Genomic DNA, 26,533 nt, shown 5'->3' with positions numbered 1-26,533 from the left:
AGGCGCCCCCGACCAGCCGGGAGCGCCTGTCGCACGAACTGCGGACCGATCAGGCCTGGGTCGACTCGGTCGGGGTCCCCTCGCCCTCGGCCGCAACGGCCTCGGCACCCTCGGCGGTGGTCTCCTCGCCGACCTCGGCCTCGGCCTCCTCGGCGGCCTCCTCGACCTCGGGGAGGGTGGCCTCGAGCTGCTCGGCGGTCGGCGCGGCGGTGACCGTGGCGACCGGCAGCTCCGGGTCGGCGGCCAGCTCGACGCCGCTCGGCAGCTTCACGTCGGCGGCGGTGACCTGGACACCCGGCACCGCGCCCTCGATCGAGGCCTCCAGGTGGTCCGGCACCCGGGCGGCGTCGGCGGTCACCGAAAGGGTGTCGTGGTCGTGCACGATCAGGGTGTCCCGGACGGGCTCGCCGGTCAGCTCGACCGGGACCTCGACGGTGACCTTCTCGCCGCGGCGGACCAGCAGCAGGTCGACGTGCTCGAAGGTGTCCTTGATCGGGTCACGCTGGATCGCCTTCGGCAGCGCCAGCACCTGGGTGCCGTCGCTGACCTCGATCGCGAAGAGCTGGTTGGCGCCGCCCTTGCGGATCGCGGCGGCGAACTCACGCGCCGGGAGCGCGATGTGCTTGGGCTTCTCGCCGTGGCCGTACAGCACGGCGGGCACCTTGCCGGCCCGGCGGGTACGACGGGCACCACCCTTGCCGAACTCGGTACGGGGCTCGGCGCTGATCTTTACCTCGGACACGGGGAAACTCCTGATGCTTCGCTGCGGCGGCTTGTCGTCTGGCGGTGCTGGGGCGAGGGGCTCGCTGGGGTCATGCGTCGTGAACGACTGCCCGGAGCACCGCGTCGATAACGGCGCCTCCGTGCGGTGCTTTTCAGCGGCCCGCCGGGCACCCTCGCCGTGGCAACCGCACCAGTCTACCCGAGGGGAATTCGAGCTTTCCGGCAGTCCCCGGATCACCGTTCCCGCCGGCGCCCAGGCCGGCGGGAACGAGCGTCCCAGGGTGCTGCGGAGGTCAGCTCAGGCCGCCGAAGAGGGTGGTCACCGAGCCGTCGTCGAAGACCTCCCGGATCGCCCGGGCCAGCAGCGGCGCGATCGACAGCACGGTGATCTTGTCGAGCTGCTTCTCCGGCGGCAGCGGCAGGGTGTTGGTCACCACAACCTCGCTGATCGGGCTGTTCTTCAGCCGCTCGGTCGCCGGGTCCGACATCAGGGCGTGGGTGGCGGCGACGACGATCTCCGCCGCACCGGCCTCCTTGAGGATGTCGGCGGCCTTGGTGATCGTGCCACCGGTGTCGATCATGTCGTCGACGACCAGGCAGACCCGACCCTCGACCTCCCCGACCACCCGGTTCGCCACCACCTGGTTCGGCTTCATCGGGTCACGGGTCTTGTGGATGAACGCCAGCGGGCAGCCGCCCAGCCGGTCCGTCCAGCGCTCGGCCACCCGCACCCGGCCCGAGTCGGGGGCGACCACGGTCATCGGCCGGCCCGCGTACCGGTGCTCGACGTACTCGGCCAGCGTGTCCATCGCGAAGAGGTGATCCACCGGGCCGTTGAAGAAGCCCTGGATCTGCGCGGTGTGCAGGTCGACGGTGAGGATCCGGTTCGCGCCGGCGGTCTTCAGCAGATCGGCCACCAGCCGGGCCGAGATCGGCTCCCGGCCGCGGTGCTTCTTGTCCTGCCGCGAGTACGGGTAGTACGGCAGGACCACGGTGATCCGCTTCGCCGAGCCGCGCTTCAGCGCGTCGATCATGATCAGGGTCTCCATGACCCACTTGTTCACGCCGTGCGTGACGGACTGCACGACGAAGGCGTCAGAGCCACGAACGGAGTCCTTGTACCGCACGAACAGCTCGCCGTTCGCGAACTCGTATGCGGAGGTGGGCGTCGGCGCGACGCCGAGCACCTCACCGATCTCCTTGGCCAACTCTGGAAAGCCACGTCCGGAGAAGAGCATCAGGCTCTTGCGGTTTTCGGCGACGATGCTGCCCATGGGCGCGTCTGCTCCCGTTTGTCGGTGGTCCCGGCGGCGGTGGGCCGGAGGTTATTCAGTTGCAGTATCCCCCGAGCCGGACGCCGGTCCCGCCGTCTCGGCGCTCCCGTGCGGTGGCTCACCTTCCCTTGCGGTAGCGGCCCCGCCCGACGCACCCTCGGTGGCCTGCCGTGCCCGCTCGGCCGCCTGCGCGGAGGCGGTGCCGGCCCGCTTCCGGGCCACCCAGCCGTCGATGCTGCGCTGCGGGGCCCGGGTCACGCCGAGCGCGCCCGGCGGCACGTCCTGGGTGATCGCGCTGCCGGCGGCCACGTACGCCCCGGCGCCCACCTCGACGGGGGCGATCAGGCTGGTGTCGCAGCCGATGAAGGCCGCCTCACCGACGGTCGTGTGGTGCTTGTTCACCCCGTCGTAGTTCACGAAGATCGTCGCGGCGCCGATGTTCGCCTTCGCGCCGATCGTCGCGTCACCCACGTACGACAGGTGGGGCACCTTGGCACCCGCCCCCAGCTCGGAGTTCTTCACCTCGACGAACGTGCCGACCTTGGACTTCTCGGCGAGTCGCGCGGCCGGCCGCAGGTAGGCGTACGGGCCGACGCTGGCGCCGGCGCCGACCTCGGCGTTCACCGCGTGGCTGCGCAGCACGGTCGCGGCCGGGCCGACCACCGTGTCGATCAGCGTCACGTCCGGCCCGACGACCGCCTCGGCGCCGACCACGGTCGCCCCGCGCAGCTGGGTGTTCTGGTCGATCACCGCGTCCCGCTCGACCGCCACCGTCACGTCGATCCAGGTGGTCTGCGGGTCGAGGATGCTCACCCCGGTCCGCATCCAGCCCTCGTTGACCCGGTCGCGCAGCAGCCGGCGCAGCGCCGCCAGCTCCACCCGGTCGTTGCAGCCCAGGGTCTCCACGTAATCGGCGGCGACGTGCACGGCCACCGGCTCGCCCGCGTCGTTGAGCAGCCGGAAGACGTCGGTGAGGTACTCCTCACCCTGCTCGTTGTCCGTGGAGAGCTTGCCCAGCGCCTCGCGCAGCCGCGCCGCGTCGAACGCGTAGATGCCGGCGTTGATCTCCCGCAGCGCCCGCTGATCGGGAGTGGCGTCGCGCTCCTCGACGATCCGCTCCAGCCGCCCGGCGGAGTCCCGCACGATCCGGCCGAGGCCGGTCGGGTCGGGCACCTCGGCGGCGAGCACGGTCGCCGCCGTGCCCGCGTGCTCGTGCGCCTCGACGAGCGCGGCGACGGTCTCGGACCGCAGCAGCGGCACGTCCCCGTTGATCACCACGACGGTGCCGGTGGCGTTCGGTGCGGCGTCCAGCGCGATCCGCACCGCGTGGCCGGTGCCGAGCTGCTGGGCCTGGAGCACCGGGGTGGCGTCCGGGGCGATCTCGTCCAGGTGGGCCCGGACCTGCTCGGCGCCGTGGCCGACCACCACCACAGTGCGGTCCGCGCGCAGCGGCGCGGCCGCGGCCAGCACGTGGCCCAGGAGGGTACGACCGAGCAGCGGGTGCAGCACCTTGGGCAGGGCCGACTTCATCCGCTTGCCCTCACCGGCGGCGAGCACGACAACGGTGCGGGGGTGGGGCTGGGACACGACGTGGCTCCCGTCGGGACGGCGACAGTCTCGCCGTCATGCTAACCACGCGGCCGCAGGCAAACAGCAGAAGCTCCCGGGAGAGGATTCGAACCCCTATAATCAGGACCAAAACCTGACGTCCTGCCATTAGACGACCCGGGACGGTCGAAAACGGGCAAAAGACACCCGCTCGGCGGTTGCCTACACTTTACCGTTCCCGACGTCGGTCCTCATCGGCCATTCCCTTCATGATCCCTTCGATCTTCCAGTAGAGCCGGCTCGACCGGAGGACGTCGACGGTTAGGCAGCCGTGATAGTCCTGACCGACGTTCTGTCGCGTGGTCACCGGCCGATGCCTCTTCAGCGAGGTCCGCTGAAACTGCTCCGGCGGCACGCCGACCAGCTCAGCCCACCAGCGCACCGCCTCTGGCACGTCGGCGCTCTCGTGGATGCTCACCCGGAATCGCAGCGCCGCGCGCGGAACTCCGAGCGCGTCGAGGAAGCGCAGAAAGAGGGTCACCAGCAGCGGGTCGCTGTTGATGAACTTGACCCGGCAGTCGTGCGGGCGCCAGGGCTTGGCCTTGCCCCCTTCGCACCAGTAGATCGCCGCACCCAACAGCACGAGCTCCCGATAGCGGAGCCGGCGGACCCATGCGGCCGTGGCAGCGACGGTGGCGGCCCGGGCGGCGTCGCGGGCGGCACGGTGCGCGCTCCACTGCGCATCGGTCATGGCCCGCGAATGGGACCGCCGCCGCTCCCGGACAAGTTCCGGATCCAACGGCAGATGTCGCGTCCACAGGTAGGCCGTCGACTTCGATACCCCGACGCGCTCGGCAATCTCCCCAACTGGGCGACCCTCTCGGCGCAAGGCGAGAGCCTTCTCGTACAGGTCCGGCTTGCGCCCTCGGTAACGGCGGACGCCGTCGGGAGGAACGTCGGAGGCGGCAAGGGAATCGGTCACGGCCAGCAGGTTAGAACGCCCGTACGACAGCCTCGTCCATCCACGATCGGAACTGTCCCATGCGATCTCCGCATCCCTAAGTTACGGTGACGTAGGCGTAACTGCGTCCCGCTGGGAGATGCCATGTCGACCGCCCTCACCGACCCGAACGCCGCCGGACCCAAGCCGCTGACCCAGGGCCAGCAGTCCCGGGGCATCTTGATCGCCCTCTGGGCGTTCGTCGTGATTCCGTTCCTCGCCCTGCTCGCCGCCGTCCCGGTCGCCTGGGGCGGTTGGCTGGGCTGGACGGACATCATCATCGCCGGCTTCTGGTACGTGCTGTCCGGGCTCGGCATCACCGTCGGCTACCACCGCTACTTCACCCACGGCTCCTTCAAGGCGAAGCCGTGGCTGCGGGTGGTGCTGGCGGTGGCCGGCTCGTTCGCGGTGCAGGGCGAGATCATCCAGTGGGTGGCCGACCACCGCCGGCACCACGCCTTCTCCGACCAGGAGGGCGATCCACACTCGCCGTGGCGGTTCGGCGAGAGTGTCGGGGGGCTGGCCCGCGGTCTGTTCCACGCCCACGTCGGCTGGCTCTTCAACCGAGAGCTCTCCAACCGCGAGCGGTTCGCCCCGGACCTGCTCGCCGATCCGGCCACCCGTCGGGTCGACCGGCTCTTTCCGCTGCTGGTGGTCACCTCGGTGCTCGGGCCGGCGCTGATGGGCGGGCTGCTGACCTGGTCCTGGCAGGGCGCGCTGACCGCGCTCTTCTGGGGCGGCCTGGTCCGGATCGCGCTGCTGCACCACGTGACCTGGTCGATCAACTCGGTGTGCCACGTCTACGGAGAGCGCCCGTTCGCGGTCCGCCAGGGCGACCGGGCGTCGAACTTCTGGCCGCTGGCCGTCCTGTCGTTCGGGGAGAGCTGGCACAACCTGCACCACGCCGAGCCGACCAGCGCCCGGCACGGGGTGCTGCGCGGGCAGATCGACATCTCCGCCCGGGTGATCTGGCTCTTCGAGAAGATCGGCGCGGCCTGGGCGGTGCGCTGGCCGAAGCCGGAACGGATCACGGCCAAGTTGGTGAAGCCGGTCGCGGAGCGGTAAACCGGTCAGTGTCACCCGCGGTCGCCTGGCAGGATGGCCGGGTGACCGAGCGGAGCGGAAGCATCGGACGGCTCGGGGGCACCGCCTCCCGGCGCCACGCCGGTACGGTCGGACGGTGCGGCTGTGCCGGTGAGGTGACGACGTGAGCAAGCACATCCCACGGCAGGGCGTCACCGACCACCAGCGAGGTGACGAGATGACCGACGGCAACGACGCCAGCACCGCCCGGCGGCGGGCGGTCGCGGCGGCCAAGCCGTCCTCGCGGGTACGGATGTCCGCGACGCAGCGCCGCGAGCAGCTGATCTCGATCGCCCGGCAGATCTTCGCCGAGCGCGGCTTCGACGCCACCTCGATCGAGGAGGTGGCCGCCCGGGCCAAGGTCTCCAAGCCGGTGGTCTACGAGCACTTCGGCGGCAAGGAGGGGCTCTACGCCGTGGTGGTGGACCGGGAGGTCCGCTCGCTGCTGGACCGGATTACCACGGCGTTGACCGCCGGGCATCCCCGCGAGCTGCTGGAGCAGGCGGCGTTGACCCTGCTGACCTACATCGAGGAGGAGACCAGCGGGTTCCGGGTGCTGGTCCGGGAGTCGCCGCTGATGTCGGCGACGGGCAACTTCAGCAGCGTGATGAACGACGTCGCGCACCAGGTGGAGCACATCCTGGGGGCGGAGTTCTCCAGCCGGGGGTACGACCCGAAGCTGGCCGAGCTCTACTCGCAGGCGCTGGTCGGCATGGTGGCGTTGACCGGGCGCTGGTGGCTGGAGGTGCGCAAGCCGCGCAAGGAGACGGTCGCCGCCCACCTGGTCAACCTGGCCTGGAACGGGTTGTCGCACCTGGAGGCGAAGCCGGGCCTGATCACGGTCCGCAAGCCGGGCTGACCGACGGGGTCCGGCTGGGTCAGCGGGTGCCGGCCTCGGAGATGGTGTGGTTACGGTGGCGCCGCTCGTCCTCGGCGTGCTCGGGCGGGCCGACCTTGTCGTACAGGCCGGTGCCCAGCAGGATCAGCCCGAACAGCATCGACACGATGACGGTCGACATCGAGAAGTTGAGGAAGTTCGCCGTGGTCTGCAGCACGGCCATCATCAGGATGGCGGTGAGCAGGAAGACGCCCCCGGCGGTCAGGTTCATGTAGTGGCCGAGGTTGGTGCGCCGGGTCGCCCCGATCAGCAGGAAGGCGCCGAACACCACGGAGACCAGCGAGAACGCCAGGTTGGTGCGGAGCCCGAGCACCCAGTCTCCGTCCCGCGCGAAGAGCCCGTCGCCCCAGGTCAGGAACGTCCCATACACGCCGAAGACCAGGATGTAGAGCCCGATGAGTCCGGAGAGGACCCGGTAGAACGGGCGCGCGGGGTGGTTCACCGGAAAGTGCGGCATGAGCTTCTCCGTCCAAAGGACCGATTTCGCCACATTGTCACTTGACCCGGACGACGTTGTCCCCAAAACGCCGAAGGCCCGGCAATCAGCCGGGCCAGAGCGCGATCAGAGGTCAGAGGACGAGCCGGGCCTTCTCGAAGGCCTCCTGCTCCTTGTCGGTGCCGACCTTGCCGTACATGCCGACCATCAGCAGCACCAGGGCGAGGACCAGGAGCACGATGTCCGTGGCGATGCTGAAGTTGAAGATGTTCGCGTCGGTCCGCATGAAGGCCAGCTCGGCCAGGCCGAGGACGATCAGCGCGTACGCCAGGAACTGGTTGATCGCCACGTCGAGATTGCGGCCGATGGTGATGCCGGCCAGGATCACGATCCCGAGCAGGACGGCGAACAGCGAGTAGCCGAGGTTCGTGCCCTGGCCGAGGATCTTGGTGTCGTCCTGGGCGAGGAAGTCGTTGCCGGCGCTCCCGATGCTGCCGAGCACGCCGAAGACCACGAAGTACAGACCAATGAGCCCGCCGATCGCCCGGTAGATCGGCCGCGCGGGGTGGTTGACGGGGGTGTGGGCCATGTCTGAGTCTCCAAGACCGTTCGGGTGAGGGGTCGCCCGCGATTGTCCCGCATGCCGGGCTGTGACGCCGCACACCCCCACCCGTGGCGAGGTCAGCCCGTCGGCAGCTCCTCGGCGAGAGTGAGCCAGGTCTCCTCGGTCCGCTCCCGCTCGGCCCGCAGCTCCTTGAGCTGAGCGTCGAGCTCGGCGACCTTGGCGTAGTCGGTGGCGTGCGCGGCGAGCTGGTCGAGCAGGGTGGCCTCCTTCTGCTCCAGCTTGCCGATCTGCCGTTCCAGCTTGGCGAGCTCCTTCTTCGCGACCCGGACCTCGGCGGCGGACATCCCCGCCGGCGTGGCGGTCGCCGACGCTGCGGCGGGCGCGGCCTCGCCGCGCGCCGCGCCGGGCCGGTCGGCGGCGGCCTGCGCCAGGTACTCGTCGACCCCGCCGGGCAGGTGCACCAGCCGTCCGTCGCCGAACACCCCGTACACCGAGTCGGTGACCCGTTCGATGAGGTACCGGTCGTGGCTGGCCACGATGATCGTGCCGGGCCAGGAGTCGAGCAGGTCCTCGAGCGCGGCGAGGGTGTCGGTGTCCAGGTCGTTGGTGGGCTCGTCGAGGAGGAGCACGTTCGGCTCACCGGCGAGCAGCCGGAGCATCTGGAGGCGGCGCCGCTCGCCGCCGGAGAGGTCGCTGACCGGGGTCCAGAGCCGGCGGTCGTCGAAGCCGAAGATCTCGGCGAGCTGGGCGGCGGAGATCTCCCGGTCGCCGAGCTGCACCCGGCGGGCGACCTCCTCGACGGCTTCGAGGACGCGCAGGTGGCCGGGGAGTTCGGCCAGCTCCTGGGAGAGGAACGCGGGCCGGACGGTGGAGCCGGCGGCGAACCGCCCGCCGTCGGGGCGGGTGACCTGGGCCAGCATCCGCAGCAGGGTGGTCTTGCCGGCGCCGTTGCGGCCGAGGATGGCGATCCGGTCGCCGGGGCCGACCTGCCAGGTGACGTCGTGCAGGATCTCCTTGGGGCCGGCGTGCAGGGTGACCTGCTCCAGGTCGTACACCTGCTTGCCGAGCCGGGCGGTGGCGAGCCGCTGCAGCGACATGGTGTCGCGCGGCGGCGGCACGTCGGCGATGAGCGCGTTGGCGGCCTCGATCCGGAACCGCGGCTTGGAGGTGCGGGCCGGCGCGCCGCGGCGCAGCCAGGCGATCTCCTTGCGGAGCAGGTTCTGCCGGCGGGCCTCGGTGGCCGCGGCGACCCGCTCCCGCTCGGCGCGGGCGAGCGTCCAGGCGGCGAAGCCCCCCTCGTACGCCCGGACGGTCTGGTCGGCGACCTCCCAGGTGGTGGTGCAGACCGCGTCGAGGAACCACCGGTCGTGGGTGACGACCACCAGCGCGCCCTTGCGGTTGACCAGGTGTTTCGCCAGCCAGTCGACGCCGCCGACGTCGAGGTGGTTGGTGGGCTCGTCGAGGATGAGCAGGTCGGCGTCGCGGACCAGCAGGGCGGCGAGCGCCACCCGGCGGCGCTCGCCGCCGGACATCGGGCCGACCGGCTGGTCGAGGCCGAGGTGCGGCATGCCGAGGCCGTCGAGGATGGCCCGGACGCCGGCGTCGCCGGCCCACTCGTGCTCGGCGCCCATGCTCTCGCCGAGCCAGGCGGTGCCGAGCACCACGTCGCGGACGGTGGCGTCGGGGGCGAGCGTCAGGCTCTGCGGCAGCCAGGCGACGCGCAGGTCGCGGCGGTGGGTGACCCGGCCGTCGTCCGGCTCCTCGGTGCGGGTGAGCAGCCGGAGCAGGGTGGACTTGCCGGCGCCGTTGAGGCCGACCACGCCGATCCGGTCGGCGTCGTCGAGGCCGAGCGAGACGTCGGTGAGCAGTGGCCCGGCGGCGCCGTAACCCTTGGACACCCGGTCCAGGTTGACGATGTTGGCCACGACCTCACCTCCCATGATCAAGGCGTCCCGGTGCTGGGGCACGTGGGACGCCTGCGACGTTTCAGGGTACGCGGGGCACGCTGGCGTCCGGCCCGGCGTCGCACCCGTGTCGGTCAACCGGCCCAGACTCCCGCTTGTTCCGTCCCGGCCGCGGCGGACCGGCTCAGACGACGCGGACGGGCCGTGACCGGGCCCGGGCTGGCCCCTCGATCGGCCCAGACGACGCGGAGCACCGCCGTAACCGGGCCCAGGATGGCCCTCGGCCGGCTCAGACGACGCGGGCGCCGGCGACCGGGCCGTGCGCCACCCGCGCCTCCCGGCACACCCCGGCGGCCGCAAGATCGGCGGCGACCCGGCCGGCGTGCGCCTCGTCGGTGGCGAGGAAGACGCAGGTCGGCCCGGAGCCGGAGACGATCCCGGCGAGCGCGCCGGCCTGCTCCCCCGCCTTGAGCGTCTCGGTCAGCGACGGGCGCATGGTCAGGGCCGCGTCCTGGAGGTCGTTGCCGAGGGTGGCGGCGAGCACCCGGGGGTCGCGCTGGCGCAGCGCGGCGAGCAGCGCGTCGGTGCTGCCCAGCGGCTCGCCGGCGGTGCCGGCGTCGCGCAGCCGGTCGAGCTCCCGGTACGCCGCCGGGGTGGAGAGGCCACCCTCGGCGATCGCCACCACCCAGTGCCAGGAGGTGGGGCGGGCCAGCACCGGGCTGACCGCCTCGCCCCGCCCGGTGCCCAGGGCGGTGCCGCCGTGGATCAGGAAGGGCACGTCGGAGCCGAGGTCGGCGGCGATCCCGGCCAGCTCGTCGCGGGACAGCCCGGTGCCCCAGAGCGTGTCGCAGGCGACCAGCGCAGCGGCGGCGTCGGCGCTGCCGCCGGCCAGCCCACCCGCGAGGGGGATCTGCTTGCGCAGGTGCAACCGGGCGTGCGGCGGCACCCCGGCGTACCCGGCGAGGGCGTGGGCGGCCCGGATCACCAGGTTGGAGTCGTCCAGGGCGAGCTCGCCAGCGCCCTCCCCCTCCATGGTGAGGGTGAGGGTGTCGCCGCGCCGGGCGGTCAGCTCGTCGTAGATCGAGATGGCGTGGTACACGGTGTTCAGCTCGTGGTAGCCGTCGCGGCGCAGCGGGCCCACCCCGAGGTGCAGGTTGACCTTGGCGGGCACCCGTACCTTGACCGGCCCGCTGGCCCCCCGCCGCTGCTGCTCCTCCTCCTCGTCCGGTCGCCAGGCCTCGGTCACGGGGTGATGTCCCGGACGCGCAACCGGATGTCGAACGGCTTTTCCACGATCAGCTCCTCGGCGGAGTCGGCGGCCAGCTCGTACCGGCCGTCAACCAGGTCGTACGCGTACACGTGCACGGGATTCTGCTCGATCCGCCAGTAGTGCGGGATGCCGGCGTCGGCGTAGTCCGCCGGCTTCTCCAACCGGTCCCTCCGCCGGGTACCTGGCGAAACGACCTCGGCCGCCAGGATCACCTGCTGGGCGTCGAAGTAGTGGCGATCCCCCGACACGGGGCGTTTGAGCAGCACGACATCCGGCTCGAAAGTGTTCCGGTGGTCGATCGCCACGCCGACCGCGGTCGCCGGCGCCAGGTCGGTCGGCGCATGCTGGTGCAACCACATCCAGAGCAGGTTCCCGATGTTCTGGTGGCCGTAGGTCGGGGAAGGGACCACGACGAGCACTCCGTCACGCAGCTCGACGCGCGGGGCTTCGTCGGGCAGGGTTAGCACGTCCTCGATGGTGTAGTCGGCGAGGCGCTGACGGACCGGATCGGGGTACCACATGCCTGCGGCGGCGGGGTCGATCGGCTGCGCGGTCACTCGTACACCTCCTCGGCGGGCACGGCGTCAGCCTACTGCTCGGGAGCCGCGACGGTCGGAGCCGACGCGGTGATGGCGGCGAACTGCTCGACGGTGAGCGACTCGCCCCGGGCGCCGGGATCGACGCCGGCGGCGGTCAGCGCGGCGGCGGCCCGGTCCGCGCCGCCGGCCCAGCCGGCCAGCGCGGCGCGCAGGGTCTTGCGCCGCTGCGCGAACGCCGCGTCCACCACCGCGAAGACCCGTTCCCGGGGTACGTCGTGGCGGGGCGGCTCGCGGCGGGTGAAGGCGACCAGGCCGGAGTCGACGTTCGGCACCGGCCAGAAGACGTTCGGCGGCACCCGGCCGGCGGCCCGCGCCCGGGCGTACCAGGCGAGCTTGACCGACGGGACGCCGTACACCTTGGAACCGGGACCGGCGGTCAGCCGGTCGGCGACCTCCTTCTGCACCATCACCAGGCCGTGCCGGAGGCTGGGCAGCTCGGCGAGGAGGTGCAGCACCACCGGCACCGCCACGTTGTAGGGAAGGTTGGCCACCAGCGCGGTCGGCGCGGGGTCGGCCAGCTCGGCGGCGCGGACCCGCAGCGCGTCGGCGCGGTGCACGGTGAGCCGCCCGGCGTCCGGGCCGACGAACCGGGCGGCGGTCTCCGGCAGCGCGCCGGCCAGCGCCGGGTCGATCTCCACGGCGTGCACGTGGGCGGCCACCGGGAGCAGGGCCAGGGTGAGCGAACCGAGCCCGGGGCCGACCTCCAGCGCCACGTCGTCCGGGGTCAGCCCGGCGGCGGTGACGATCCGGCGGACGGTGTTCGGGTCGTGCACGAAGTTCTGGCCGAGCTTCTTGGTGGGGACGACGCCCAGGCGGGCGGCCAGTTCCCGGATCTCCGCCGGGCCGAGGAGACCGGTCATACGGTGCAGCGTAGCCGCGCGGCAGCGGCCTTCCCGGTTCCGGGCGCGGGCCCGGTCACCACGGGCCGAAGACGCGGTCGCCGGTCACGGAGATCGCCGCGCAGAGCTCGTCGAGGTCCGCGCCGGTGGTGCCGGCCAGCGACCGGACCGTCAGCGGGATCAGGTAGGACGCGTTCGGCCGTCCCCGGTGCGGCATCGGGGTCAGGTACGGGGCGTCGGTCTCCACCAGCATCTGGTCGATCGGGGTGACCGCGGCGGCCTCGCGCAGCGCCCCCGCGGTGCCGAAGGTGACGGTGCCGGCGAAGCTGAGCAGGTAGCCCCGGCGGACGCACTCGGCGGCGAACTCCGCGTCGCCGGAGAAGCAGTGCAGCACCACCGTGTCCGGGGCGCCCTCGTCGTCGAGGATGCGCAGCACGTCGGCGTGCGCGTCCCGGTCGTGGATGACCAGCGCCTTGTCGTACCGCTTGGCGATCGCGATGTGGGCGCGGAAGCTCTCCTCCTGCGCGGCTCGCCCCTCGTCGCCGGTACGGAAGAAGTCCATCCCGGTCTCGCCGACGCCCCGGACCCGGTCCCGGGCGGCGAGCGCCTCGATCTCGCGCAGCGCCTCGTCCAGGTCGGCCAGCCGGGGCGCCTCGTTCGGGTGCAGCGCGACGGTGGCCAGCACCGCCGGGTACTTCTCCGCCACGTCCGCGCTCCACCGGGAGGACTCCACGTCGACGCCGACCTGGACCAGCCGGTCCACGCCGACGCCGGCGGCCACCTCGATCGCCGCGGCGACCGGGTCGTCCGCGCTGCCGCCGCCCGGGACTCCCGCCTCGCTGACGGTGATGTCCAGGTGGGTGTGGCTGTCCAGCACGGGACGGGGCAGCGGCTCCGGGGCGGGCGGGAACTCCCCGGCCCGGCGGGCGGCCCGCTGCTTGCGTGATTCGTTCGGCTCGGTCATCGCGGCCAGCATCACACACCGCCGCCGGACCACGTCTCCGGACCGCCATCGACTGTTCATCAGTTCGGCACCTGTAGCGCTTAGTGTGCCGGGAGTGAGCGTCACCCCTCGGGCCAACGGCACCGCGTCGGAGCGGACCGGGTTGCATGTGACGTACGACGGCCGCGTCCACCCGGCGGAGGAGATCGCCCGGGGCGCGGCGTACGAGCTGTTCAGCGCCGATGAGGCGCCGGGTTTCGAGTGGGCGCCCCGGCCCGGTGTGCCGCTACCGTGGCGCAAGTTCGTGCACGTCACCGAGGTGACCGCGGTGCACGGGGCGGCCGAGCCGGTCGAGGAGGCGGACGCGCCGCTGCTGGTGCCGTTGCACCGGGAGCGGGGCTGGCCGCAGGTGCACCAGCTGAGCCAGCAGCCCGGGGCGGCCGCCGACCCCATGCTCGCCGCGGTGCGCGTCTCGGCGGTGATCCGGCCGGGCACCCGGATGGTCAAGGTGCTCTCCGCCCGCCAGCTCTCCGGGTACGTGCGGGGCTGGCTGCCGCACGGCTTCTGCTACCGCGAGCACGACGTCGCGCACCTGCGTACGCCCGCCGCGATGGCGGTGCTGCGGGGCGACGGCGAGGGCGGCCGGGACGGCACCGACGTGACGTACGCGCTGCGCTGGCGGGCGGTCCACCCGGCCGACTACGACGTGCCGGTCGGCGCGGCGCACCGGGGCCTGACCACGCTGCCGCCCCGGGACCGGCTCGGGCCGCCGGTGCTGGGCACCGGGTTCGTGCCGAGCAACGCCCAGCTCATCCCGGAGTTCGTCACCCGGGACTTCGCCGACCTGCCGATGCCGGCGAACGCCACCCTGCTCGCCTACCCGGCAGAGGGGGTGGAGGTGGTGCTCTACAGCTACCAGGCGGAGCAGCGGGGCTGGCTGCGAATGGTCGGCCCGCAGTGGCGGCACCTGCTGGCCGCGGTGCCGGGGCTCTCCCCCGACCAGGAGTACGTCCCCACCGGCGACGCCCCGCGCTCCACCCAGCTGGTCGGCAGCTACAACGGCGCGGAGTACGAGGCGGTGGCCGACCTGCCCGGCGGGTTCCGGGTGCTGGCGATGACCCGGGCGGCCCGCTACCCAGTGGACGCGGCGGCCCGCCGGCTGCGCCACGGCACCTGGCGGGGCGTGCCCTGCCTGGTCCTCCGGGAGGAGGCCGGCTGGCTGCGGTTGCGGCTGCGCCGACCGGATCCGGACGCCGTGCTCGCGACCGGCGCGCAGTGCCACGAAAGGGGCGTCTACGAGGCCTGGGCGCCGGGCGCCGAGGTGACCGACGACCGGGTGGTCGACCTGCCGTATCCGCTGGCATAACAGGGGACTTGTCGGGAAAGCGCGGGCGTCCGAGACGCCCGCACCAGGAGACGAGCATGCCCTTCATCACCGTGGGGACGGAGAACTCCGCGCCCATCGACCTGTACTACGAGGATCACGGTTCGGGTCAGCCCGTCGTGCTGATCCACGGCTTCCCGTTCAGCGGGGCCACCTGGGAGAAACAGGTCCCCGCCCTGCTCAGCTCGGGATACCGGACCATCACCTACGACCGGCGCGGTTTCGGCAATTCCGCACAGCCGGCGGCAGGGTACGACTACGACACCTTCGCGGCCGACCTCGACGTGCTGATGACGGAGCTGGACCTGCGCGACGCGATCCTGGTCGGCCACTCGATGGGCACCGGCGAGGTGACCCGCTACCTCGGCAGATACGGCTCGGACCGGGTGAGCAGGGCGGTGCTGCTGGCGCCGCTCGCGCCGTTCCTGCTCAAGACGGCGGACAACCCGGAGGGGGTCGACCAGAGCCTCTTCGACGGGTTCAAGCAGGCCATCCAGCACGACCGGTTCGCCTTCCTCACCCAGTTCTGCAACAACTTCTTCAACTGGGAACAGAACAAGGGGAAGCTGGTCACCGAGGAGGCGTACCGGGCGCACTGGCAGATCGGTGCACGGGCCTCGGCGATCGGGACGTTGCAGAGCGTGGACGCCTGGCTGACCGACTTCCGGGGCGACGTGTCCCGGATCGACGTGCCCGTGCTGATCGTGCAGGGCACCGAGGACAATGTGCTGCCGTACCCCGCGACCGGGCAGCGGTTGCAGCCGCTGCTGGCCGGCAGTCAGTTGATCACGCTGAACGGGGCGCCGCACGGCACCCCGTGGACGAACGCCGCCGACGTCAACCACGCGATCCTGGAGTTCACCGGCGCCCCGGCGATGGCCCGGGCCTGACCGCTTACCGCGGCGCGGCCCCGGAAATGCCCCGGGGCCGCGCCGACGTGCGTGCCGTCAGCCGGCCAGCCGGGCCAACTCCTCCTCGACGATGGACGGGTCGAGCTTGCGGAACACCGGCTTCGGCGCCGCGAGCGCCCGACCCACCTCCAGCGGTACGGACTCCCAGCGCGCGCCCTGGGTGTAGTCCCCGGTCAGCACCGGGTACGCGGGCCCGCCGTCGAGGTCCTCGACCTCGACGATCGACGGCATGGGGGCGTGCACCCCGGTGCCGCCGAGCAGCTCGTGGATCTTCTGCGCGGAGTGCGGCAGGAACGGGGTGAGCAGCGTGTTGGCGTCGCTGACCACCTGGAGGGCGACGTGCAGGATGGTGCCCATCCGCGGCTTGTCGGCCTCGCCCTTGAGCTTCCACGGGGCCTGCTCGGAGAGGTACCGGTTGGCCTCGGCGACCACCTTCATCGCCTCGCCGATCGCCTGCTTCTGCCGGTGCCGGGCGATCAGGTCGCCGACCGCGGCGAAGCCGGCCCGGGCGGTGGCGAGCAGCGCCTCGTCGGCCTCGGTCAGCCCGGCCGGATCGACCGGCGGAATCACGCCGAAGTTCTTCGCCGCCATCGAGACCGAGCGGTTGACCAGGTTGCCCCAGCCGGCGACCAGTTCGTCGTTGTTGCGGCGGAGGAACTCGGCCCAGGTGAAGTCGGTGTCGTTGCTCTCCGGGCCGGCGACCGCGATGAAGTAACGCAGCGCGTCGGCGTCGTACCGCTCCAGGAAGTCCCGGACGTAGATGACGATCCGGCGGGACGAGGAGAACTTGCGCCCCTCCATGGTCAGGAACTCGCTGGACACCACCTCGGTGGGGAGGTTGAGCCGGCCCAGCTCGCCCGGCTCGCCGTCCCGGCTGCCCTCGCCGGAGTAGCCGGAGAGCAGCGCCGGCCAGATCACCGAGTGGAAGACGATGTTGTCCTTGCCCATGAAGTAGTAGGCCCGGGCGTCCTTGCCTTCCCCGTCGGCGGACCACCATCTCCGCCACGCCTCGGGGTCGCCAGAGCGGCGGGCCCACTCGATGGAGGCCGACAGGTAGCCGATCACCGCGTCGAACCAGACGTAGATCCGCTTGTCCGGGCGGTCCCGCCAGCCGTCCAGCGGGATCGGCACCCCCCACTCCAGGTCGCGGGTGATGGCCCGGGGCTGGAGATCGTCGAGCAGGTTCTTGGAGAAGCGCAGCACGTTGGGCCGCCAGCCTTCCCGGGTGTCCAGCCACTGCCGCAGCGCGTCGGCGAGGGCCGGCAGGTCCAGGAAGAAGTGCTCCGTCTCGACGAACTTGGGCGTCTCGCCGTTGATCTTCGACCGGGGGTTGATCAGGTCGATCGGGTCGAGCTGGTTGCCGCAGTTGTCGCACTGGTCGCCGCGGGCGCTGTCGTAGCCGCAGATCGGGCAGGTGCCCTCGATGTAGCGGTCGGGCAGGGTCCGGCCGGTGGACGGGGAGATCGCCCCCATCGTGGTCTTCGGCACGATGTAGCCGTTCCGGTACAGCCCCAGGAACAGCTCCTGCACCACCGCGTAGTGGTTGCGGGTGGTGGTCCGGGTGAACAGGTCGTAGGAGAGCCCGAGGCCGTGCAGGTCCTCGACGATCACCCGGTTATACCGGTCGGCCAGCTCGCGGGGGGTGACGCCCTCGGCGTCGGCCTGCACCTGGATCGGCGTGCCGTGCTCGTCGGTGCCGGAGACCATGAGCACGTCGTGGCCGGCCATCCGCATGTATCGGGCGAACACGTCGGAGGGAACGCCGAAACCGGAGACATGGCCGATGTGGCGCGGGCCGTTGGCGTACGGCCAGGCCACCGCCGCGAGAACGTGACTCATGACCAGCAAGCCTAGTGACCGCTCCCGGGTACCCGCGAACCAATACGCGCCGCGGGGCGGTGGGTCACGTCCCGGGCCGGCGGCACCCCGTCCGATTTGTCGCCGACACGCGGACAGAGTTGCCCGGCCCCTCCCCCGTGCCGGTGTCCAATGAACGTCGTGACCAGCAGACCAGCGGCACGCCCGCCCGGCCCGTCCGGCGGGTGGACGACCCGCGGCGGCCGGCGGCGGGGCCTGGTCGGATCGGCCAGCGGTCGATCCCTCGCCCCGCAGCCCCGGCTGGTCCCGCCGATCGAAGAGGTGCCCGGCACGCCACCGCGCCGACCGGAGCGGTCGCCGGGTCGCCGCCCGGCCACCCCGCGCCCGCCCCGCCCGCCGGAGCCGCTGCCCGGGCTGGCCGCGCTGGTGACGTTGAGCCTGCTGGCGACCTTCTTCGCCTGGGTCAGCGCCGGACCGTTCTGGCTGGCGGTCGGCCACTCCACCGCCGGCACGGCGGTGATCGCGGAGTGCACGGGCGGCGGGCTGACCCAGCGCTGCCGGGGGAGCTTCCTCGCCGACGGCGGGCGGTACGTCGCCCACGGCGTGCGGATCAGCGGGGTGCCGGCCGAACGCACCAGCACCGGCACGGCACTGCCGGCGCAGATGACCGGGGCCGACGCCGCCACCGCGTACGCCGACTTCGGGGCCGGCCGGCACCTGCGCTGGCTGCTCGGGCTGCTGCTGGTGCTGGCCTGCGGCGCCGGGATCGCCCGGTGGACCGGTGCGACCCGGCTGTCGGATCGGCGGGGTCGCCGCTGGGCGGTGAGCGGTGCGCTGGCCGGGCCGCTGCTGATCGCCCTGGGCTTCCTCGCCGCCGCCTGGTGATCCGCCCGGCGCCGGTCAGCCGTGCACGACGCTGTAGACCTCGCGGCGGCGCAGCCCGTACTCGGTGGCGACCTCGGTGATGGCGTCCCGCCGGGACAGCCCGGCGGCCTCCCGCTCGGCCACCGCCGCGCGCAGCGTGTCGTCGTCGGGCCGGGCCGCGGCGGTCGGCGACGCGCCGGCCACGACCAGGGTGATCTCGCCCCGGGGCTCGCCCTCGGCGGCCCACTTGGCCAGCTCGCCCAGCGGCCGGCGGACCACCTCCTCGTACGTCTTGGTCAGCTCCCGGCAGAGCGCGGCGGGCCGGTCGGCGCCGAATTCGGCGGCGAGGTCCGCCAGCGCGCCGGCGATCCGGTGCGGCGCCTCGAAGAGGACCAGGGTGCGTTCCTCGGCGGCCAGCGCGCGCAGTCGGGACCGGCGGGCGCCGGCCGTGCGGGGCAGAAAGCCCTCGAAGCAGAACCGGTCACTGGGGAGCCCGGAGAGGGCGAGCGCGGTCGTCACCGCGCTCGGGCCGGGGGCGGCGGTGACCGGGACACCCGCGTCGAGCGCGGCCCGGACCAGCCGGTAGCCGGGGTCGGAGACGCTCGGCATGCCGGCGTCGGTGACCAGCGCGACCACGTAGCCGGCGGCGAGCACCTCGACCAGTTCCGGGGTACGCCGCGCCTCGTTCCCCTCGAAGTAGGAGACGATCCGGCCGCCGATGGTGACGTCGAGGTCCCGGGCCAGCCGGGTGAGCCGGCGGGTGTCCTCGGCGGCGACCACGTCGGCGGTCGCGAGCACCTCGCGGAACCGGGCCGAGGCGTCGGCGGGGTTGCCCAGTGGCGCGCCGAGCAGGATCAGGCGCCCAACCTCGGACATTTCACCCACGGGAATCCGCTCCTTCATCGACGGCGGTGCCGGTTTCGGAGACGACGGACGCCACCCGGCACCTTCGCAGCCTACGATCGCCGGGTGACGAGTGCCTCGACAGCACAGAGCGCGAGCGCGGGCCAGGTCGGATGGGAGCGGACGACGACCGGCGACCCCACCGACCAGGCCCCCGACACCGCGGCGACGAACGGCGCCAGCATCCCGGCCATCGTCCGCCGCCGGCTGGCCACCGTCGACGCCCGGCTCGACGTGCACGCCTGGCTGGCCACCGCGGTCGTGGTCGCGATCGCGGCGATCCTGCGGTTCGTCGGCCTGAGCGGCCCCAAGGGCAAGATCTTCGACGAGATCTACTACGCCCGCGACGCCTACGGGCTGATCGACCGGGGCGTCGAGTGGAACTACAAGGACAACGGCCCGTCGTACGTGGTCCACCCGCCGCTCGGCAAGTGGCTGATCGGGCTCGGCGAGTGGGCCTTCGGCTACCAGGACGCCGAGACGAAGATCTCCGTCCCGGGGCACCTGATGACCACCGCCCCGGAGTTCGGCTGGCGCTTCGCGGCGGCCGTCGCCGGCACGCTGTCGGTGCTGCTGCTGGTCCGGATCGGGCGGCGACTGTTCCGTTCGACCACGCTGGGCTGCGCGGCCGGTCTGCTGCTCGCCCTGGACGGCTTCCACCTGGTGCTCTCCCGCACCGCGCTGCTCGACATCTTCCTGCTGCTGTTCGTGCTGGCGGCGTTCGGCGCGCTGGTGCTCGACCGGGACGCCCGGCGCCGCCGCTGGGCCCGGGCGCTGGACGCCGGGCTGGACCCGGCCCGCCCCGGGCGGGCCGGGCGGCCGCCGTCGGGCTGGCGGGACTGGCCCTGGTGGCGGCTGGCCGCCGGGGTGCTGCTGGGCTGCGCCTGCGCGGTGAAGTGGAGCGCTCTCTACTTCGTGCCGGCCTTCGCGCTGCTGGTGATCTTCTGGGAGGTTGGCGTCCGTCGCTCCGCCGGCGTACGCCACCCGTGGCGGGACGCCCTCCTCGATGAGCTGCCCTGGCTGGTGCTGGCCGGGGCGCTGATGGTCGGCACCTACCTGGCCACCTGGTCGGGCTGGCTGCTCAGCGACGACGGCTACTACCGCCTGGCCAGCCGGTACCCGAACACCCCCGGCCTGAGCGACACCCCGGTCATCGGCGCGCTGATCAACCTGTTCGAGTACCACAAGGCCGCGTTCGACTTCCACACCCAGTTGGACGACCCGCACAAGTACCAGTCCTGGCCCTGGCAGTGGCTGCTGCTCGGCCGGCCGGTCGCCTTCTACTGGTCCGGCGAGGGCAACTGCGGCGCGCCCAGCTGCGCGTCCGAGATCCTGCTGCTCGGCACGCCGGTGCTCTGGTGGTCGTTCCTGCCCGCGCTCGGGGCGCTGGTCTGGCTCGGCGCGGCCCGGCGGGACTGGCGGGCCGGGGCGATCCTGCTCTCCGTGGCCGCCGGCCTGCTGCCCTGGTTCTGGTTCGCCCTGGACGGGCGGACGATGTTCTCCTTCTACGCCGCGCCGGCGCTGCCGTTCCTGGTGCTGGCGGTGGTCTACGTGCTCGGCGCGATCATCTCGCCGGCCACGGCCGGCGCGGCTCGGGACGAGGACGCCGCCGACCGCCGGATGGTGGGCGGCATCGTCGCGGGCGCGTACGTGCTGCTGGTGGGGCTCTGCTTCGGGTACTTCTACCCGATCTTCGTCGGCCGGCTGATGCCCTACGCGGACTGGTCCGCCCGGATGTGGCTGGACGGGCGCTGGATCTGACCGACGGAGCGGACAGAAAAGCACGCCCCGATCGCCTGCCACGGGGGAAGCGGGCGATTGGGGCGCGCAACAGAAAGCTTAGCCACCCCGCAGCACAGGCACAACGGGTCGTCCCCGGTCAGATTCGCGACGGATGCATCCTCGCGGATCGGTTTACGTCCGACATCTAACCCACCGTCATTCGTCCGGGACATTACGAACGTCCTACCGCCTCGGCCGTCCGGCGCCCCCGATCGGCGAGGCGATGATCAGCAACTGCGAGCCCGGGGCATTGGGGATTTCGGCCCTATGCCCATTAAAGACTGGATGTGCGGATGGCGAAATATCCGCGGACCAGCGCCCGCCCCGGCGCGGGATCGCCCGGGGAAGGCACTCGTACCACCCACCGGCGCCCCGGCCGAGGGCACGTCGGCCGATACGATGCGGCGCAACGACGTGACGTCGCGACGGTGACCTACGAGCACCGGCGGCTGCCGGGCGGAGGTGGCGCGGATGACCGCACTCGAACGGCTGCAGGCGATCTGTTCGGCGCTGCCCGAGGTGACCGAGCGGCCCAGCCACGGCGCGCCCACCTGGTTCGTCTGCGGCAAGAAGGCCTTCGTCATGCTGCACGCCGACGGCCACCACGGGAACGAGTTCCCGCACCTGTGGTGCGCCGCGCCGCCGGGCGGGCAGGAGGAGCTGATCGCGGTGAACCCGGGCCGGTTCTTCCGCCCGCCATACGTCGGCGGCCGGGGCTGGCTCGGGGTACGCCTCGACGGCGAGGTGGACTGGGCCGAGGTCGCCGAACTCTGTCAGGACGCCTACCGGGTGATCGCTCCGAACCGGCTGGTGGCGCTGCTGGAGTGAGCATTCGGACCCGGCGCGACCACCTCCCCAATGATCACCAGAGGTCGCCGCTCCACACGGGCGAAGCAGCCCCGGGGCCTACCGGCTCAGTAGGCCCGCCGGCTCCGCGGCACCCAGCCGATGAACCGGTCCTGGAGCGCCGACACCGGGGCCGAGCGCAGGTCCTGCGTGGCGGCGGCGAGGCACGATCCGAGATAGACGCTGAGCGAGGCCCGGTCCACCTGGAACTCGCGGAGCAGGCGGCTCCGCTTCGTGGCGCACGGCCACTCCTCACCGCAGGAGCCGCAGGTCCAGTCGGGGGTCACCGGAGCGTGTTCGTCCGGCCGTGACCCGGACGGTCCCCCACCACCCGTCATCGCATTCCTCTCCCAGCTCCCCGACGGCGAGGTGCGAGGCAGCTCACGCCGTCAACTGTCGATGACCGTCGACTCCCCAGTGACGCCCCAACAGCGCTCCGGAACGCTCCGGCGTTACCTCGTTGCGGTACGTTCCCCACTCATGGCCGTCTGGAATCTGACCGTAGACCAGGTCCTGGCCTGGCGGGAGAGCGTCAGGGCGGCCCGGCTACGCCCGCGCCGCCGATGTGGACGAGCTTGCCGGTCGTCCGGCTCTGGCCCGAGTCGCCGCCGGTGCCGGCCGACCAGCTCGACGCCGAGACGGCCCGGCTGCGTTCGTACCTGAAGCAGGCCACCGCACTGCACTGACGCCGTCGCCGGGCGGCTGCCCCCCATCGACGTCCACGGGCAGAAGCGGCCGAATCCCGGACCAGCTCCTGCAACCCGGCCCTTCGATCCACGATCAGCCCGGCACGCCGGCCAGGTCGTCGGCGTACCGCAATGCCTGATCGGTGGTCTTCGGCGCGGCGGGCAGGAGCGGCAGGCGTACGGCCGGGGTCGGGATGCGGCCCTGCGCGTGCAGGACCGCCTTGACCACCGAGGGGTTGGGCTCGGCGAAGAGCGCCGCCGAAAGGGCGGCGAGCCGGTGGCCGAGGGGCCGGGCCCGGGCGAGGTCGCCGGCTCGCCACGCCTCGATCAGCGCGACGAAGTCGGCGGTGGCTACGTGCGCGGACGCGAGGATGCCGCCGTGTGCGCCGAGGGCGAGCAGGGGTGAGATGAACGCGTCGTCGCCGCCGAGCACCGCGAAGCCGGACGGGACGTCGGCGAGGAAGGCCACCGTCTCCGCGTCGATCCCGCCCACGGCGTGCTTGATCCCCGCGAGGCCGGGCAGCTCGGCCAGCCGCCGCAGGGCCGCCGCGGAGAGGGGCTGCCCCGTGCGGTACGGGACGTGGTACGCGACCAGCGGCACCGGAGCGGCCTGGGCCAGGTGGGCGAAGTGGGCGAGCGCTCCGGCCTCCCCCGGCCGCACGAACGGCGGCACCAGGCAGAGCGCGGCGCCCACCTCGTCGCCCAGCGCCCGCAGCGACTCCACGGTGCTGGCCCCGACCAGCAGGTGCGCGCGGCGTTCCCGGCAGACCGAGGCGACGACCTCGACCACCGCGCGTCGTTCCGAATCGTCGAGCGCTGTCGGCTCCCCGGTGGTGCCGAGCGCGACCAGCCCGGCGGCTCCGGCGTCCAGCACCTGGTGGGCGAGGGCGGTCAGCGCATCAAGGGCGACCGCCCTGCGCTCGTCGAACGGCGTGATCAGCGGGACGTACAGGCCGGTGAGTGTCATGACTCCAGCCTCTGACCCGGGACCGTGAAGAACCAGTTCAGCTTCCTCAACGGATACCTAAGCTGAACTGATGCTTGACGTCCGCCGCCTGCGCCTGCTGCGCGATCTGGCCCGGCTGGGCACGATCGCCGCGGTAGCCGAGGCGCACACCTACACGCCCTCCGCCGTCTCCCAGCAGCTCGCGGCGCTGCAGCGGGAGGCGGGCGTCCGGCTGCTGGAACGCGCCGGCCGCCGGTTGACCCTCACCCCGACCGGGGCCGCGCTCGTCCAGCACGCCGAGGTGGTCCTCGCCGCCCTGGAGGCGGCGGATGCGACGCTGGCCGCCGCCCGGGGCGGGCTCTCCGGCCGGGTACGCATCGGCGCGTTCCCCAGCGCGGTGCGCACCCTGCTGCCGGCGGCCCTGGTCGCGTTGGCGCGGGATCATCCCGCGCTCGACCTCATGGTCACCGAACTGGACCCGGTCGACGTGCCCGCCGCGCTGCGGGACCGGCGACTCGACGTGGCGCTCCTGCACGACTACGACATCGTGCCGGCCGAACCGGATCCGGCGCTGGATTCGGCACCGCTGCTGGACGAGACGGTGTTCCTCGCCCTGCCCGCCGGCACCGAGCCCGAGGGCGACCAGATGCATGCCGCGCGCGACGCGGACTGGATCGTGGGCAGCCCCGGCACGCTGTGCCATTCGGTGGCCCTGCACGCCTGCGAGCTGGCCGGCTTCCGGCCGACCGTGCGGCATCACGCCGACGACTTCACCGCCATGCTGGCCCTGGTGGCCGCCGGTCAGGGGGTCGGGCTGGTCCCGGAACTCGCCGTCGGGGAGCCGCCCCTCGGGGTACGCCTCGTCCCGCTCGCGCTTCGCCGGCGTACCCGGGTCGCGTACCGGAGGGGCGCCGGCAGCCATCCGGCGGTGGCCGCGTGCGTCGCGGCGCTGCGCGCCGCCACCCGCGACCACCCTCGCGGACAGCTACCGAGCGGGGTGGCGTGGTCCGGTCAGGTCAAGCATGATCGCTGAATGACCTCCTCCCCTCGCCTGGCACTGGTCGGAGATCGCCTGCTCGATGCCGCGGCACAGGAGCCGGTCGCCCGTGCCGTCGCCGCGCTGGGCTCGCATGTGGAGGCCACCTGGATCCCGACTACCGCGGTCGACGCGTCGCTGGCGGACTTCGACGGGGTGTGGCTCACCGGGAGTCCTTACGAGAGTGAACCGGGGGTCGTCACCGCCGCGGGCATCGCCCGTCGGGCCGGCGTACCACTCCTGGGCACGTGCGGTGGTCTGCAGTTGGCGGTCACCGAGTTCGCCATCCAGGTGGCCGGCCTGGCCGAGGAGGACGTGCTGGTTCCGCTCTCCTGTTCGTTGGGCGGCGACGAGTGCGTCGTGCTCGCGACCGAGGGCTCGCTGTTCGAGCGGGCGCTGGGTGCCGAGCGGACCAGGGAGCGGTACCACTGCTCCTACGGGCTGAACCCGGCGACCGTGCAGGTGCTGACCGACCACGGCCTGCGGTTCACCGGATTCGACGACGAGGGCGTCGTACGGGTCGCGGAGCTGCCGGGGCACCCGTTCTTCCTCGGCACCCTGTTCCAACCCGAGCTCGCCGACGGCCCCGAGCCGCACCCGATCATCCGGGCGTGGGCAGCTGCCGCCGAGGCAGCGAACCGGACGACGAAACCTTCCCGATAGGACTCGTCGGGGGACCCGCGGACCTGTTTGGACCATTGGCCTGCGGTTCTTCGGTTCATACGGTTCCGGCATGGCGTACCTCGACGGGCTGGTCGTCGACTGGGAGTCGATGTACAAGGTGTCCGACACCTACAAGGGCCGCTACGACCTCGGCTTCACCGCGGTCCACGGGGCCGGGATCAGCCCGGCTCCGCCGGTGGGCGGTGCCGTCCTTGACCTCAACGCAGGCGTCGGGCTATGCGGCGAAGTCGCGCCGCGGGTCGAACAGGCTGATGGGGTGTGCGGTCGAGCCGCTTGTCGCCAGGTCGGCGAGGATCTCCCCGACCACGGGGACGAACTTGAAGCCGTGGCCGGAGAATCCGCAGGCGACGGTGGCCTGCGGGTGCTCCGGGTGCGTCGCAATCACGAAGTGCTGGTCCGGTGTGTTGGTGTACATGCAGGTCGCGGCCCGCAGGAACCGGCCCGGAAGGGCGGGCAAAAGTTCCGCCGAATGTTCCCGCATGTCTCGGATCTCCTCCGGGTGCACCTGCCGATCGATCGTCTCGGGGGTGCAGACCTGACCGCCGCGGCGGAAGAACGCCACCTTGGCGCCGCCGTGGGGCCCGTCGATGGCCGGGAAGCCGTAGATCTGCGTGCCGGCGCCGTCCTCGTGGATGTAGATGGGATGCCGCTCGGGCTGGAACGGGCCCACCCCTGTCTCCGGCTGGAACCAGTACATGATCTGCCGTTCCACAGTGAACGGCACACCGAGGTCGGCGAGGAGTTCCGGCGCCCAGGCCCCCGGGCAGATCACGATCCGCTCGGCGGTGTAGGAAGCCTCCCCGGTCGCCACTCGCACGCCCCCGTCGGGCAGCGCCTGCCAGCCCAGTACCGGCTCGCCGTAGCGCAGGTCGGCGCCGTGCCGGGCGGCGAGTTCGAGGTGAGCGGCGACGGTCGCCTCGGGGCGAACGAAGCCCGCCTTGGCCTCGAAGAGCGCTACCTCGTCGTCACGGGGACCGAACGTCGGGAAGCGGCGGCGCAGTTCGTCCGCGTCGAGGATCTCGTGCGGCAGGTCCCACTCGCGCGATGCGCGCAGACTGCCGGAGAAGGTGAGGCTCTCGGGCCGGCCGACAAAGACGCCACCGGTGAGCGTAATGATCTCCCGTCCGGCGTCGCGTTCCAGCTTCTCCCACAGCTCGTACGCCCGAAGCAGGAGCGGCACGTATGCGGGGTCCTCGAAGTAAGACTGCCGGATGATGCGCGAACCGCCGTGGCTGGACCCGCGGTCGTGCGCCGGCCCGAACCTCTCCAGACCGAGCACGCGCTGCCCCCGCGCGGCCAGGTGATAGGCGGCGCTGCTACCCATCCCACCGAGCCCCACGACGATGACGTCATAGACCGCCATCTCTACCGCCTCCAGCCTTCGGGCATCGTCGGCCAGAACGCTGCACGCCTGGCCCGCCGCTGCCGTACGAGGCGACGCGTCGAGGGGCCCTGGGGGCGGCGGGCGAGCCACACGGCCTTCACCCGACGCTAATAAACCTAGCACGGGCTGATGATTCCCGGTATCGGCCGGCCGACTGATTACAAGTCAGTGCAACCTCGCTAAATTCGCCGAGCTAGTCGGACGGAA

26 protein-coding genes and 1 tRNA gene are annotated in these 26,533 nt (G+C 72.3%); 10 read left to right on the top strand and 17 right to left on the bottom strand.

Annotated elements, in window-relative coordinates:
* Positions 1-49: 49 nt before the first annotated feature.
* The 5 genes from GA0070624_RS07780 to GA0070624_RS07760 all read right to left on the bottom strand — a co-directional run bounded on the left by GA0070624_RS07780 (position 50) and on the right by GA0070624_RS07760 (position 4,527).
* Positions 50-742 (bottom strand): 50S ribosomal protein L25/general stress protein Ctc, encoded by a 693-nt coding sequence (locus GA0070624_RS07780; RefSeq protein ID WP_091338153.1) that lies wholly within the window; start codon positions 740-742, stop codon positions 50-52.
* Between the two features lie 274 nt (positions 743-1,016).
* Positions 1,017-1,997: a ribose-phosphate diphosphokinase gene (locus tag GA0070624_RS07775; protein WP_091338150.1), complete on the bottom strand. Its 981-nt coding sequence runs from the start codon at positions 1,995-1,997 to the stop codon at positions 1,017-1,019.
* Positions 1,998-2,048: 51 nt separating this feature from the next.
* Positions 2,049-3,584 carry a bifunctional UDP-N-acetylglucosamine diphosphorylase/glucosamine-1-phosphate N-acetyltransferase GlmU gene (glmU, locus tag GA0070624_RS07770; protein ID WP_091338147.1) on the bottom strand — a complete coding sequence of 512 codons (1,536 nt, stop codon included), beginning with the start codon at positions 3,582-3,584 and terminating at the stop codon, positions 2,049-2,051.
* 73 nt (positions 3,585-3,657) lie between these two features.
* Positions 3,658-3,728 (bottom strand) — tRNA-Gln (locus tag GA0070624_RS07765).
* 46 nt (positions 3,729-3,774) lie between these two features.
* On the bottom strand, positions 3,775-4,527 hold the full coding sequence (locus GA0070624_RS07760) for a helix-turn-helix domain-containing protein (RefSeq protein ID WP_141714957.1): 753 nt from the start codon (positions 4,525-4,527) through the stop codon (positions 3,775-3,777).
* A 123-nt stretch (positions 4,528-4,650) separates the two neighbouring features.
* On the opposite strand from GA0070624_RS07760, the gene GA0070624_RS07755 reads away from it, so the two are divergent.
* A complete protein-coding gene (locus GA0070624_RS07755; protein ID WP_091338143.1) occupies positions 4,651-5,610 on the top strand; it encodes an acyl-CoA desaturase in 960 nt (319 codons plus the stop codon).
* A 196-nt stretch (positions 5,611-5,806) separates the two neighbouring features.
* The gene (locus tag GA0070624_RS07750) at positions 5,807-6,487 is read left to right on the top strand and encodes a TetR/AcrR family transcriptional regulator (protein ID WP_141715236.1); all 681 of its coding nucleotides are present in this window, start codon (positions 5,807-5,809) and stop codon (positions 6,485-6,487) included.
* Between the two features lie 19 nt (positions 6,488-6,506).
* Here the strand turns inward: GA0070624_RS07750 and GA0070624_RS07745 are convergent, their stop codons facing one another.
* The 7 genes from GA0070624_RS07745 to GA0070624_RS07715 form a co-directional block, all read right to left on the bottom strand.
* Positions 6,507-6,983, bottom strand: a complete 477-nt coding sequence (locus GA0070624_RS07745; RefSeq protein WP_091338137.1) for a DUF4383 domain-containing protein — start codon at positions 6,981-6,983, stop codon at positions 6,507-6,509.
* A 112-nt stretch (positions 6,984-7,095) separates the two neighbouring features.
* Positions 7,096-7,551, bottom strand: a complete 456-nt coding sequence (locus GA0070624_RS07740) for a DUF4383 domain-containing protein (protein WP_091338133.1) — start codon at positions 7,549-7,551, stop codon at positions 7,096-7,098.
* A gap of 92 nt (positions 7,552-7,643) precedes the next feature.
* Positions 7,644-9,452, bottom strand: a complete 1,809-nt coding sequence (locus GA0070624_RS07735; protein WP_091348349.1) for an ABC-F family ATP-binding cassette domain-containing protein — start codon at positions 9,450-9,452, stop codon at positions 7,644-7,646.
* A gap of 268 nt (positions 9,453-9,720) precedes the next feature.
* Positions 9,721-10,677, bottom strand: a complete 957-nt coding sequence (locus tag GA0070624_RS07730) for a 4-(cytidine 5'-diphospho)-2-C-methyl-D-erythritol kinase (protein WP_091338130.1) — start codon at positions 10,675-10,677, stop codon at positions 9,721-9,723.
* Positions 10,674-11,258, bottom strand: a complete 585-nt coding sequence (locus tag GA0070624_RS07725; RefSeq protein ID WP_245718701.1) for a Uma2 family endonuclease — start codon at positions 11,256-11,258, stop codon at positions 10,674-10,676. The genes GA0070624_RS07730 and GA0070624_RS07725 overlap by 4 nt, the downstream gene beginning before the upstream one ends.
* Before the next feature lie 32 nt (positions 11,259-11,290).
* Positions 11,291-12,160: a 16S rRNA (adenine(1518)-N(6)/adenine(1519)-N(6))-dimethyltransferase RsmA gene (gene rsmA, locus GA0070624_RS07720; RefSeq protein WP_091338127.1), complete on the bottom strand. Its 870-nt coding sequence runs from the start codon at positions 12,158-12,160 to the stop codon at positions 11,291-11,293.
* A gap of 55 nt (positions 12,161-12,215) precedes the next feature.
* Positions 12,216-13,115 (bottom strand): TatD family hydrolase, encoded by a 900-nt coding sequence (locus GA0070624_RS07715; RefSeq protein ID WP_091338123.1) that lies wholly within the window; start codon positions 13,113-13,115, stop codon positions 12,216-12,218.
* An 82-nt stretch (positions 13,116-13,197) separates the two neighbouring features.
* Here GA0070624_RS07715 and GA0070624_RS07710 point away from each other — a divergent pair, with 82 nt between their 5' ends.
* Together GA0070624_RS07710 and GA0070624_RS07705 are read left to right on the top strand one after the other, a co-directional pair.
* The gene (locus GA0070624_RS07710; protein ID WP_091338120.1) at positions 13,198-14,448 is read left to right on the top strand and encodes a hypothetical protein; all 1,251 of its coding nucleotides are present in this window, start codon (positions 13,198-13,200) and stop codon (positions 14,446-14,448) included.
* Between the two features lie 56 nt (positions 14,449-14,504).
* Positions 14,505-15,356, top strand: a complete 852-nt coding sequence (locus GA0070624_RS07705; RefSeq protein WP_091338117.1) for an alpha/beta fold hydrolase — start codon at positions 14,505-14,507, stop codon at positions 15,354-15,356.
* A 57-nt stretch (positions 15,357-15,413) separates the two neighbouring features.
* Here GA0070624_RS07705 and metG read toward each other — a convergent pair whose 3' ends face one another.
* On the bottom strand, positions 15,414-17,216 hold the full coding sequence (metG, locus tag GA0070624_RS07700; RefSeq protein ID WP_091338114.1) for a methionine--tRNA ligase: 1,803 nt from the start codon (positions 17,214-17,216) through the stop codon (positions 15,414-15,416).
* A 150-nt stretch (positions 17,217-17,366) separates the two neighbouring features.
* On the opposite strand from metG, the gene GA0070624_RS07695 reads away from it, so the two are divergent.
* Complete coding sequence (locus GA0070624_RS07695; RefSeq protein WP_425413497.1) at positions 17,367-18,080, top strand: hypothetical protein; 714 nt, start codon at positions 17,367-17,369, stop codon at positions 18,078-18,080.
* 15 nt (positions 18,081-18,095) lie between these two features.
* On the opposite strand, the gene rsmI is transcribed toward GA0070624_RS07695, so the two are convergent.
* A complete protein-coding gene (rsmI, locus tag GA0070624_RS07690) occupies positions 18,096-18,962 on the bottom strand; it encodes a 16S rRNA (cytidine(1402)-2'-O)-methyltransferase (RefSeq protein ID WP_425413496.1) in 867 nt (288 codons plus the stop codon).
* A gap of 183 nt (positions 18,963-19,145) precedes the next feature.
* Here rsmI and GA0070624_RS07685 point away from each other — a divergent pair, with 183 nt between their 5' ends.
* On the top strand, positions 19,146-20,723 hold the full coding sequence (locus GA0070624_RS07685) for a dolichyl-phosphate-mannose--protein mannosyltransferase (RefSeq protein ID WP_425413541.1): 1,578 nt from the start codon (positions 19,146-19,148) through the stop codon (positions 20,721-20,723).
* A gap of 492 nt (positions 20,724-21,215) precedes the next feature.
* Positions 21,216-21,572 (top strand): MmcQ/YjbR family DNA-binding protein, encoded by a 357-nt coding sequence (locus GA0070624_RS07680; protein ID WP_091338102.1) that lies wholly within the window; start codon positions 21,216-21,218, stop codon positions 21,570-21,572.
* An 86-nt stretch (positions 21,573-21,658) separates the two neighbouring features.
* Here GA0070624_RS07680 and GA0070624_RS07675 read toward each other — a convergent pair whose 3' ends face one another.
* A complete protein-coding gene (locus GA0070624_RS07675) occupies positions 21,659-21,877 on the bottom strand; it encodes a hypothetical protein (RefSeq protein WP_245718699.1) in 219 nt (72 codons plus the stop codon).
* Between the two features lie 276 nt (positions 21,878-22,153).
* On the opposite strand from GA0070624_RS07675, the gene GA0070624_RS36335 reads away from it, so the two are divergent.
* Complete coding sequence (locus GA0070624_RS36335) at positions 22,154-22,276, top strand: hypothetical protein (protein WP_281180952.1); 123 nt, start codon at positions 22,154-22,156, stop codon at positions 22,274-22,276.
* Positions 22,277-22,370: 94 nt separating this feature from the next.
* On the opposite strand, the gene GA0070624_RS07670 is transcribed toward GA0070624_RS36335, so the two are convergent.
* A complete protein-coding gene (locus GA0070624_RS07670; RefSeq protein ID WP_091338096.1) occupies positions 22,371-23,243 on the bottom strand; it encodes a dihydrodipicolinate synthase family protein in 873 nt (290 codons plus the stop codon).
* 70 nt (positions 23,244-23,313) lie between these two features.
* On the opposite strand from GA0070624_RS07670, the gene GA0070624_RS07665 reads away from it, so the two are divergent.
* Together GA0070624_RS07665 and GA0070624_RS07660 are read left to right on the top strand one after the other, a co-directional pair.
* A complete protein-coding gene (locus GA0070624_RS07665; RefSeq protein WP_091338094.1) occupies positions 23,314-24,255 on the top strand; it encodes a LysR family transcriptional regulator in 942 nt (313 codons plus the stop codon).
* Entirely contained in the window at positions 24,256-24,921 is a 666-nt protein-coding gene (locus tag GA0070624_RS07660) for a glutamine amidotransferase-related protein (RefSeq protein WP_091338090.1), read from the top strand.
* A 235-nt stretch (positions 24,922-25,156) separates the two neighbouring features.
* Here GA0070624_RS07660 and solA read toward each other — a convergent pair whose 3' ends face one another.
* Positions 25,157-26,305: an N-methyl-L-tryptophan oxidase gene (gene solA / locus GA0070624_RS07655; protein WP_141714956.1), complete on the bottom strand. Its 1,149-nt coding sequence runs from the start codon at positions 26,303-26,305 to the stop codon at positions 25,157-25,159.
* Positions 26,306-26,533: the final 228 nt, after the last annotated feature.

The sequence above is a fragment of the Micromonospora rhizosphaerae genome, from assembly GCF_900091465.1.
GTDB classification, from domain to species: Bacteria; Actinomycetota; Actinomycetes; order Mycobacteriales; family Micromonosporaceae; genus Micromonospora; species Micromonospora rhizosphaerae.
Note: the sequence above shows the minus strand (reverse complement) of the source record. Positions and strands in the feature narration are given on the sequence as shown.

What these genes read in the sequence shown, in the direction of transcription:
- GA0070624_RS07750 (WP_141715236.1), top strand. Translation starts at nt 5,807, where the DNA reads ATGACCGACGGCAACGACGCCAGCACCGCCCGGCGGCGGGCGGTCGCG.
- GA0070624_RS36335 (WP_281180952.1), top strand. Translation starts at nt 22,154, where the DNA reads ATGTGGACGAGCTTGCCGGTCGTCCGGCTCTGGCCCGAGTCGCCGCCG.
- rsmI (WP_425413496.1), bottom strand. Translation starts at nt 18,962, where the DNA reads ATGAAGGAGCGGATTCCCGTGGGTGAAATGTCCGAGGTTGGGCGCCTG.
- solA (WP_141714956.1), bottom strand. Translation starts at nt 26,305, where the DNA reads ATGGCGGTCTATGACGTCATCGTCGTGGGGCTCGGTGGGATGGGTAGC.
- GA0070624_RS07670 (WP_091338096.1), bottom strand. Translation starts at nt 23,243, where the DNA reads ATGACACTCACCGGCCTGTACGTCCCGCTGATCACGCCGTTCGACGAG.
- GA0070624_RS07665 (WP_091338094.1), top strand. Translation starts at nt 23,314, where the DNA reads ATGCTTGACGTCCGCCGCCTGCGCCTGCTGCGCGATCTGGCCCGGCTG.
- rsmA (WP_091338127.1), bottom strand. Translation starts at nt 12,160, where the DNA reads ATGACCGGTCTCCTCGGCCCGGCGGAGATCCGGGAACTGGCCGCCCGC.
- GA0070624_RS07745 (WP_091338137.1), bottom strand. Translation starts at nt 6,983, where the DNA reads ATGCCGCACTTTCCGGTGAACCACCCCGCGCGCCCGTTCTACCGGGTC.
- GA0070624_RS07695 (WP_425413497.1), top strand. Translation starts at nt 17,367, where the DNA reads ATGAACGTCGTGACCAGCAGACCAGCGGCACGCCCGCCCGGCCCGTCC.
- GA0070624_RS07740 (WP_091338133.1), bottom strand. Translation starts at nt 7,551, where the DNA reads ATGGCCCACACCCCCGTCAACCACCCCGCGCGGCCGATCTACCGGGCG.
- GA0070624_RS07775 (WP_091338150.1), bottom strand. Translation starts at nt 1,997, where the DNA reads ATGGGCAGCATCGTCGCCGAAAACCGCAAGAGCCTGATGCTCTTCTCC.
- metG (WP_091338114.1), bottom strand. Translation starts at nt 17,216, where the DNA reads ATGAGTCACGTTCTCGCGGCGGTGGCCTGGCCGTACGCCAACGGCCCG.
- GA0070624_RS07705 (WP_091338117.1), top strand. Translation starts at nt 14,505, where the DNA reads ATGCCCTTCATCACCGTGGGGACGGAGAACTCCGCGCCCATCGACCTG.
- GA0070624_RS07755 (WP_091338143.1), top strand. Translation starts at nt 4,651, where the DNA reads ATGTCGACCGCCCTCACCGACCCGAACGCCGCCGGACCCAAGCCGCTG.
- GA0070624_RS07715 (WP_091338123.1), bottom strand. Translation starts at nt 13,115, where the DNA reads ATGCTGGCCGCGATGACCGAGCCGAACGAATCACGCAAGCAGCGGGCC.
- GA0070624_RS07660 (WP_091338090.1), top strand. Translation starts at nt 24,256, where the DNA reads ATGACCTCCTCCCCTCGCCTGGCACTGGTCGGAGATCGCCTGCTCGAT.
- GA0070624_RS07680 (WP_091338102.1), top strand. Translation starts at nt 21,216, where the DNA reads ATGACCGCACTCGAACGGCTGCAGGCGATCTGTTCGGCGCTGCCCGAG.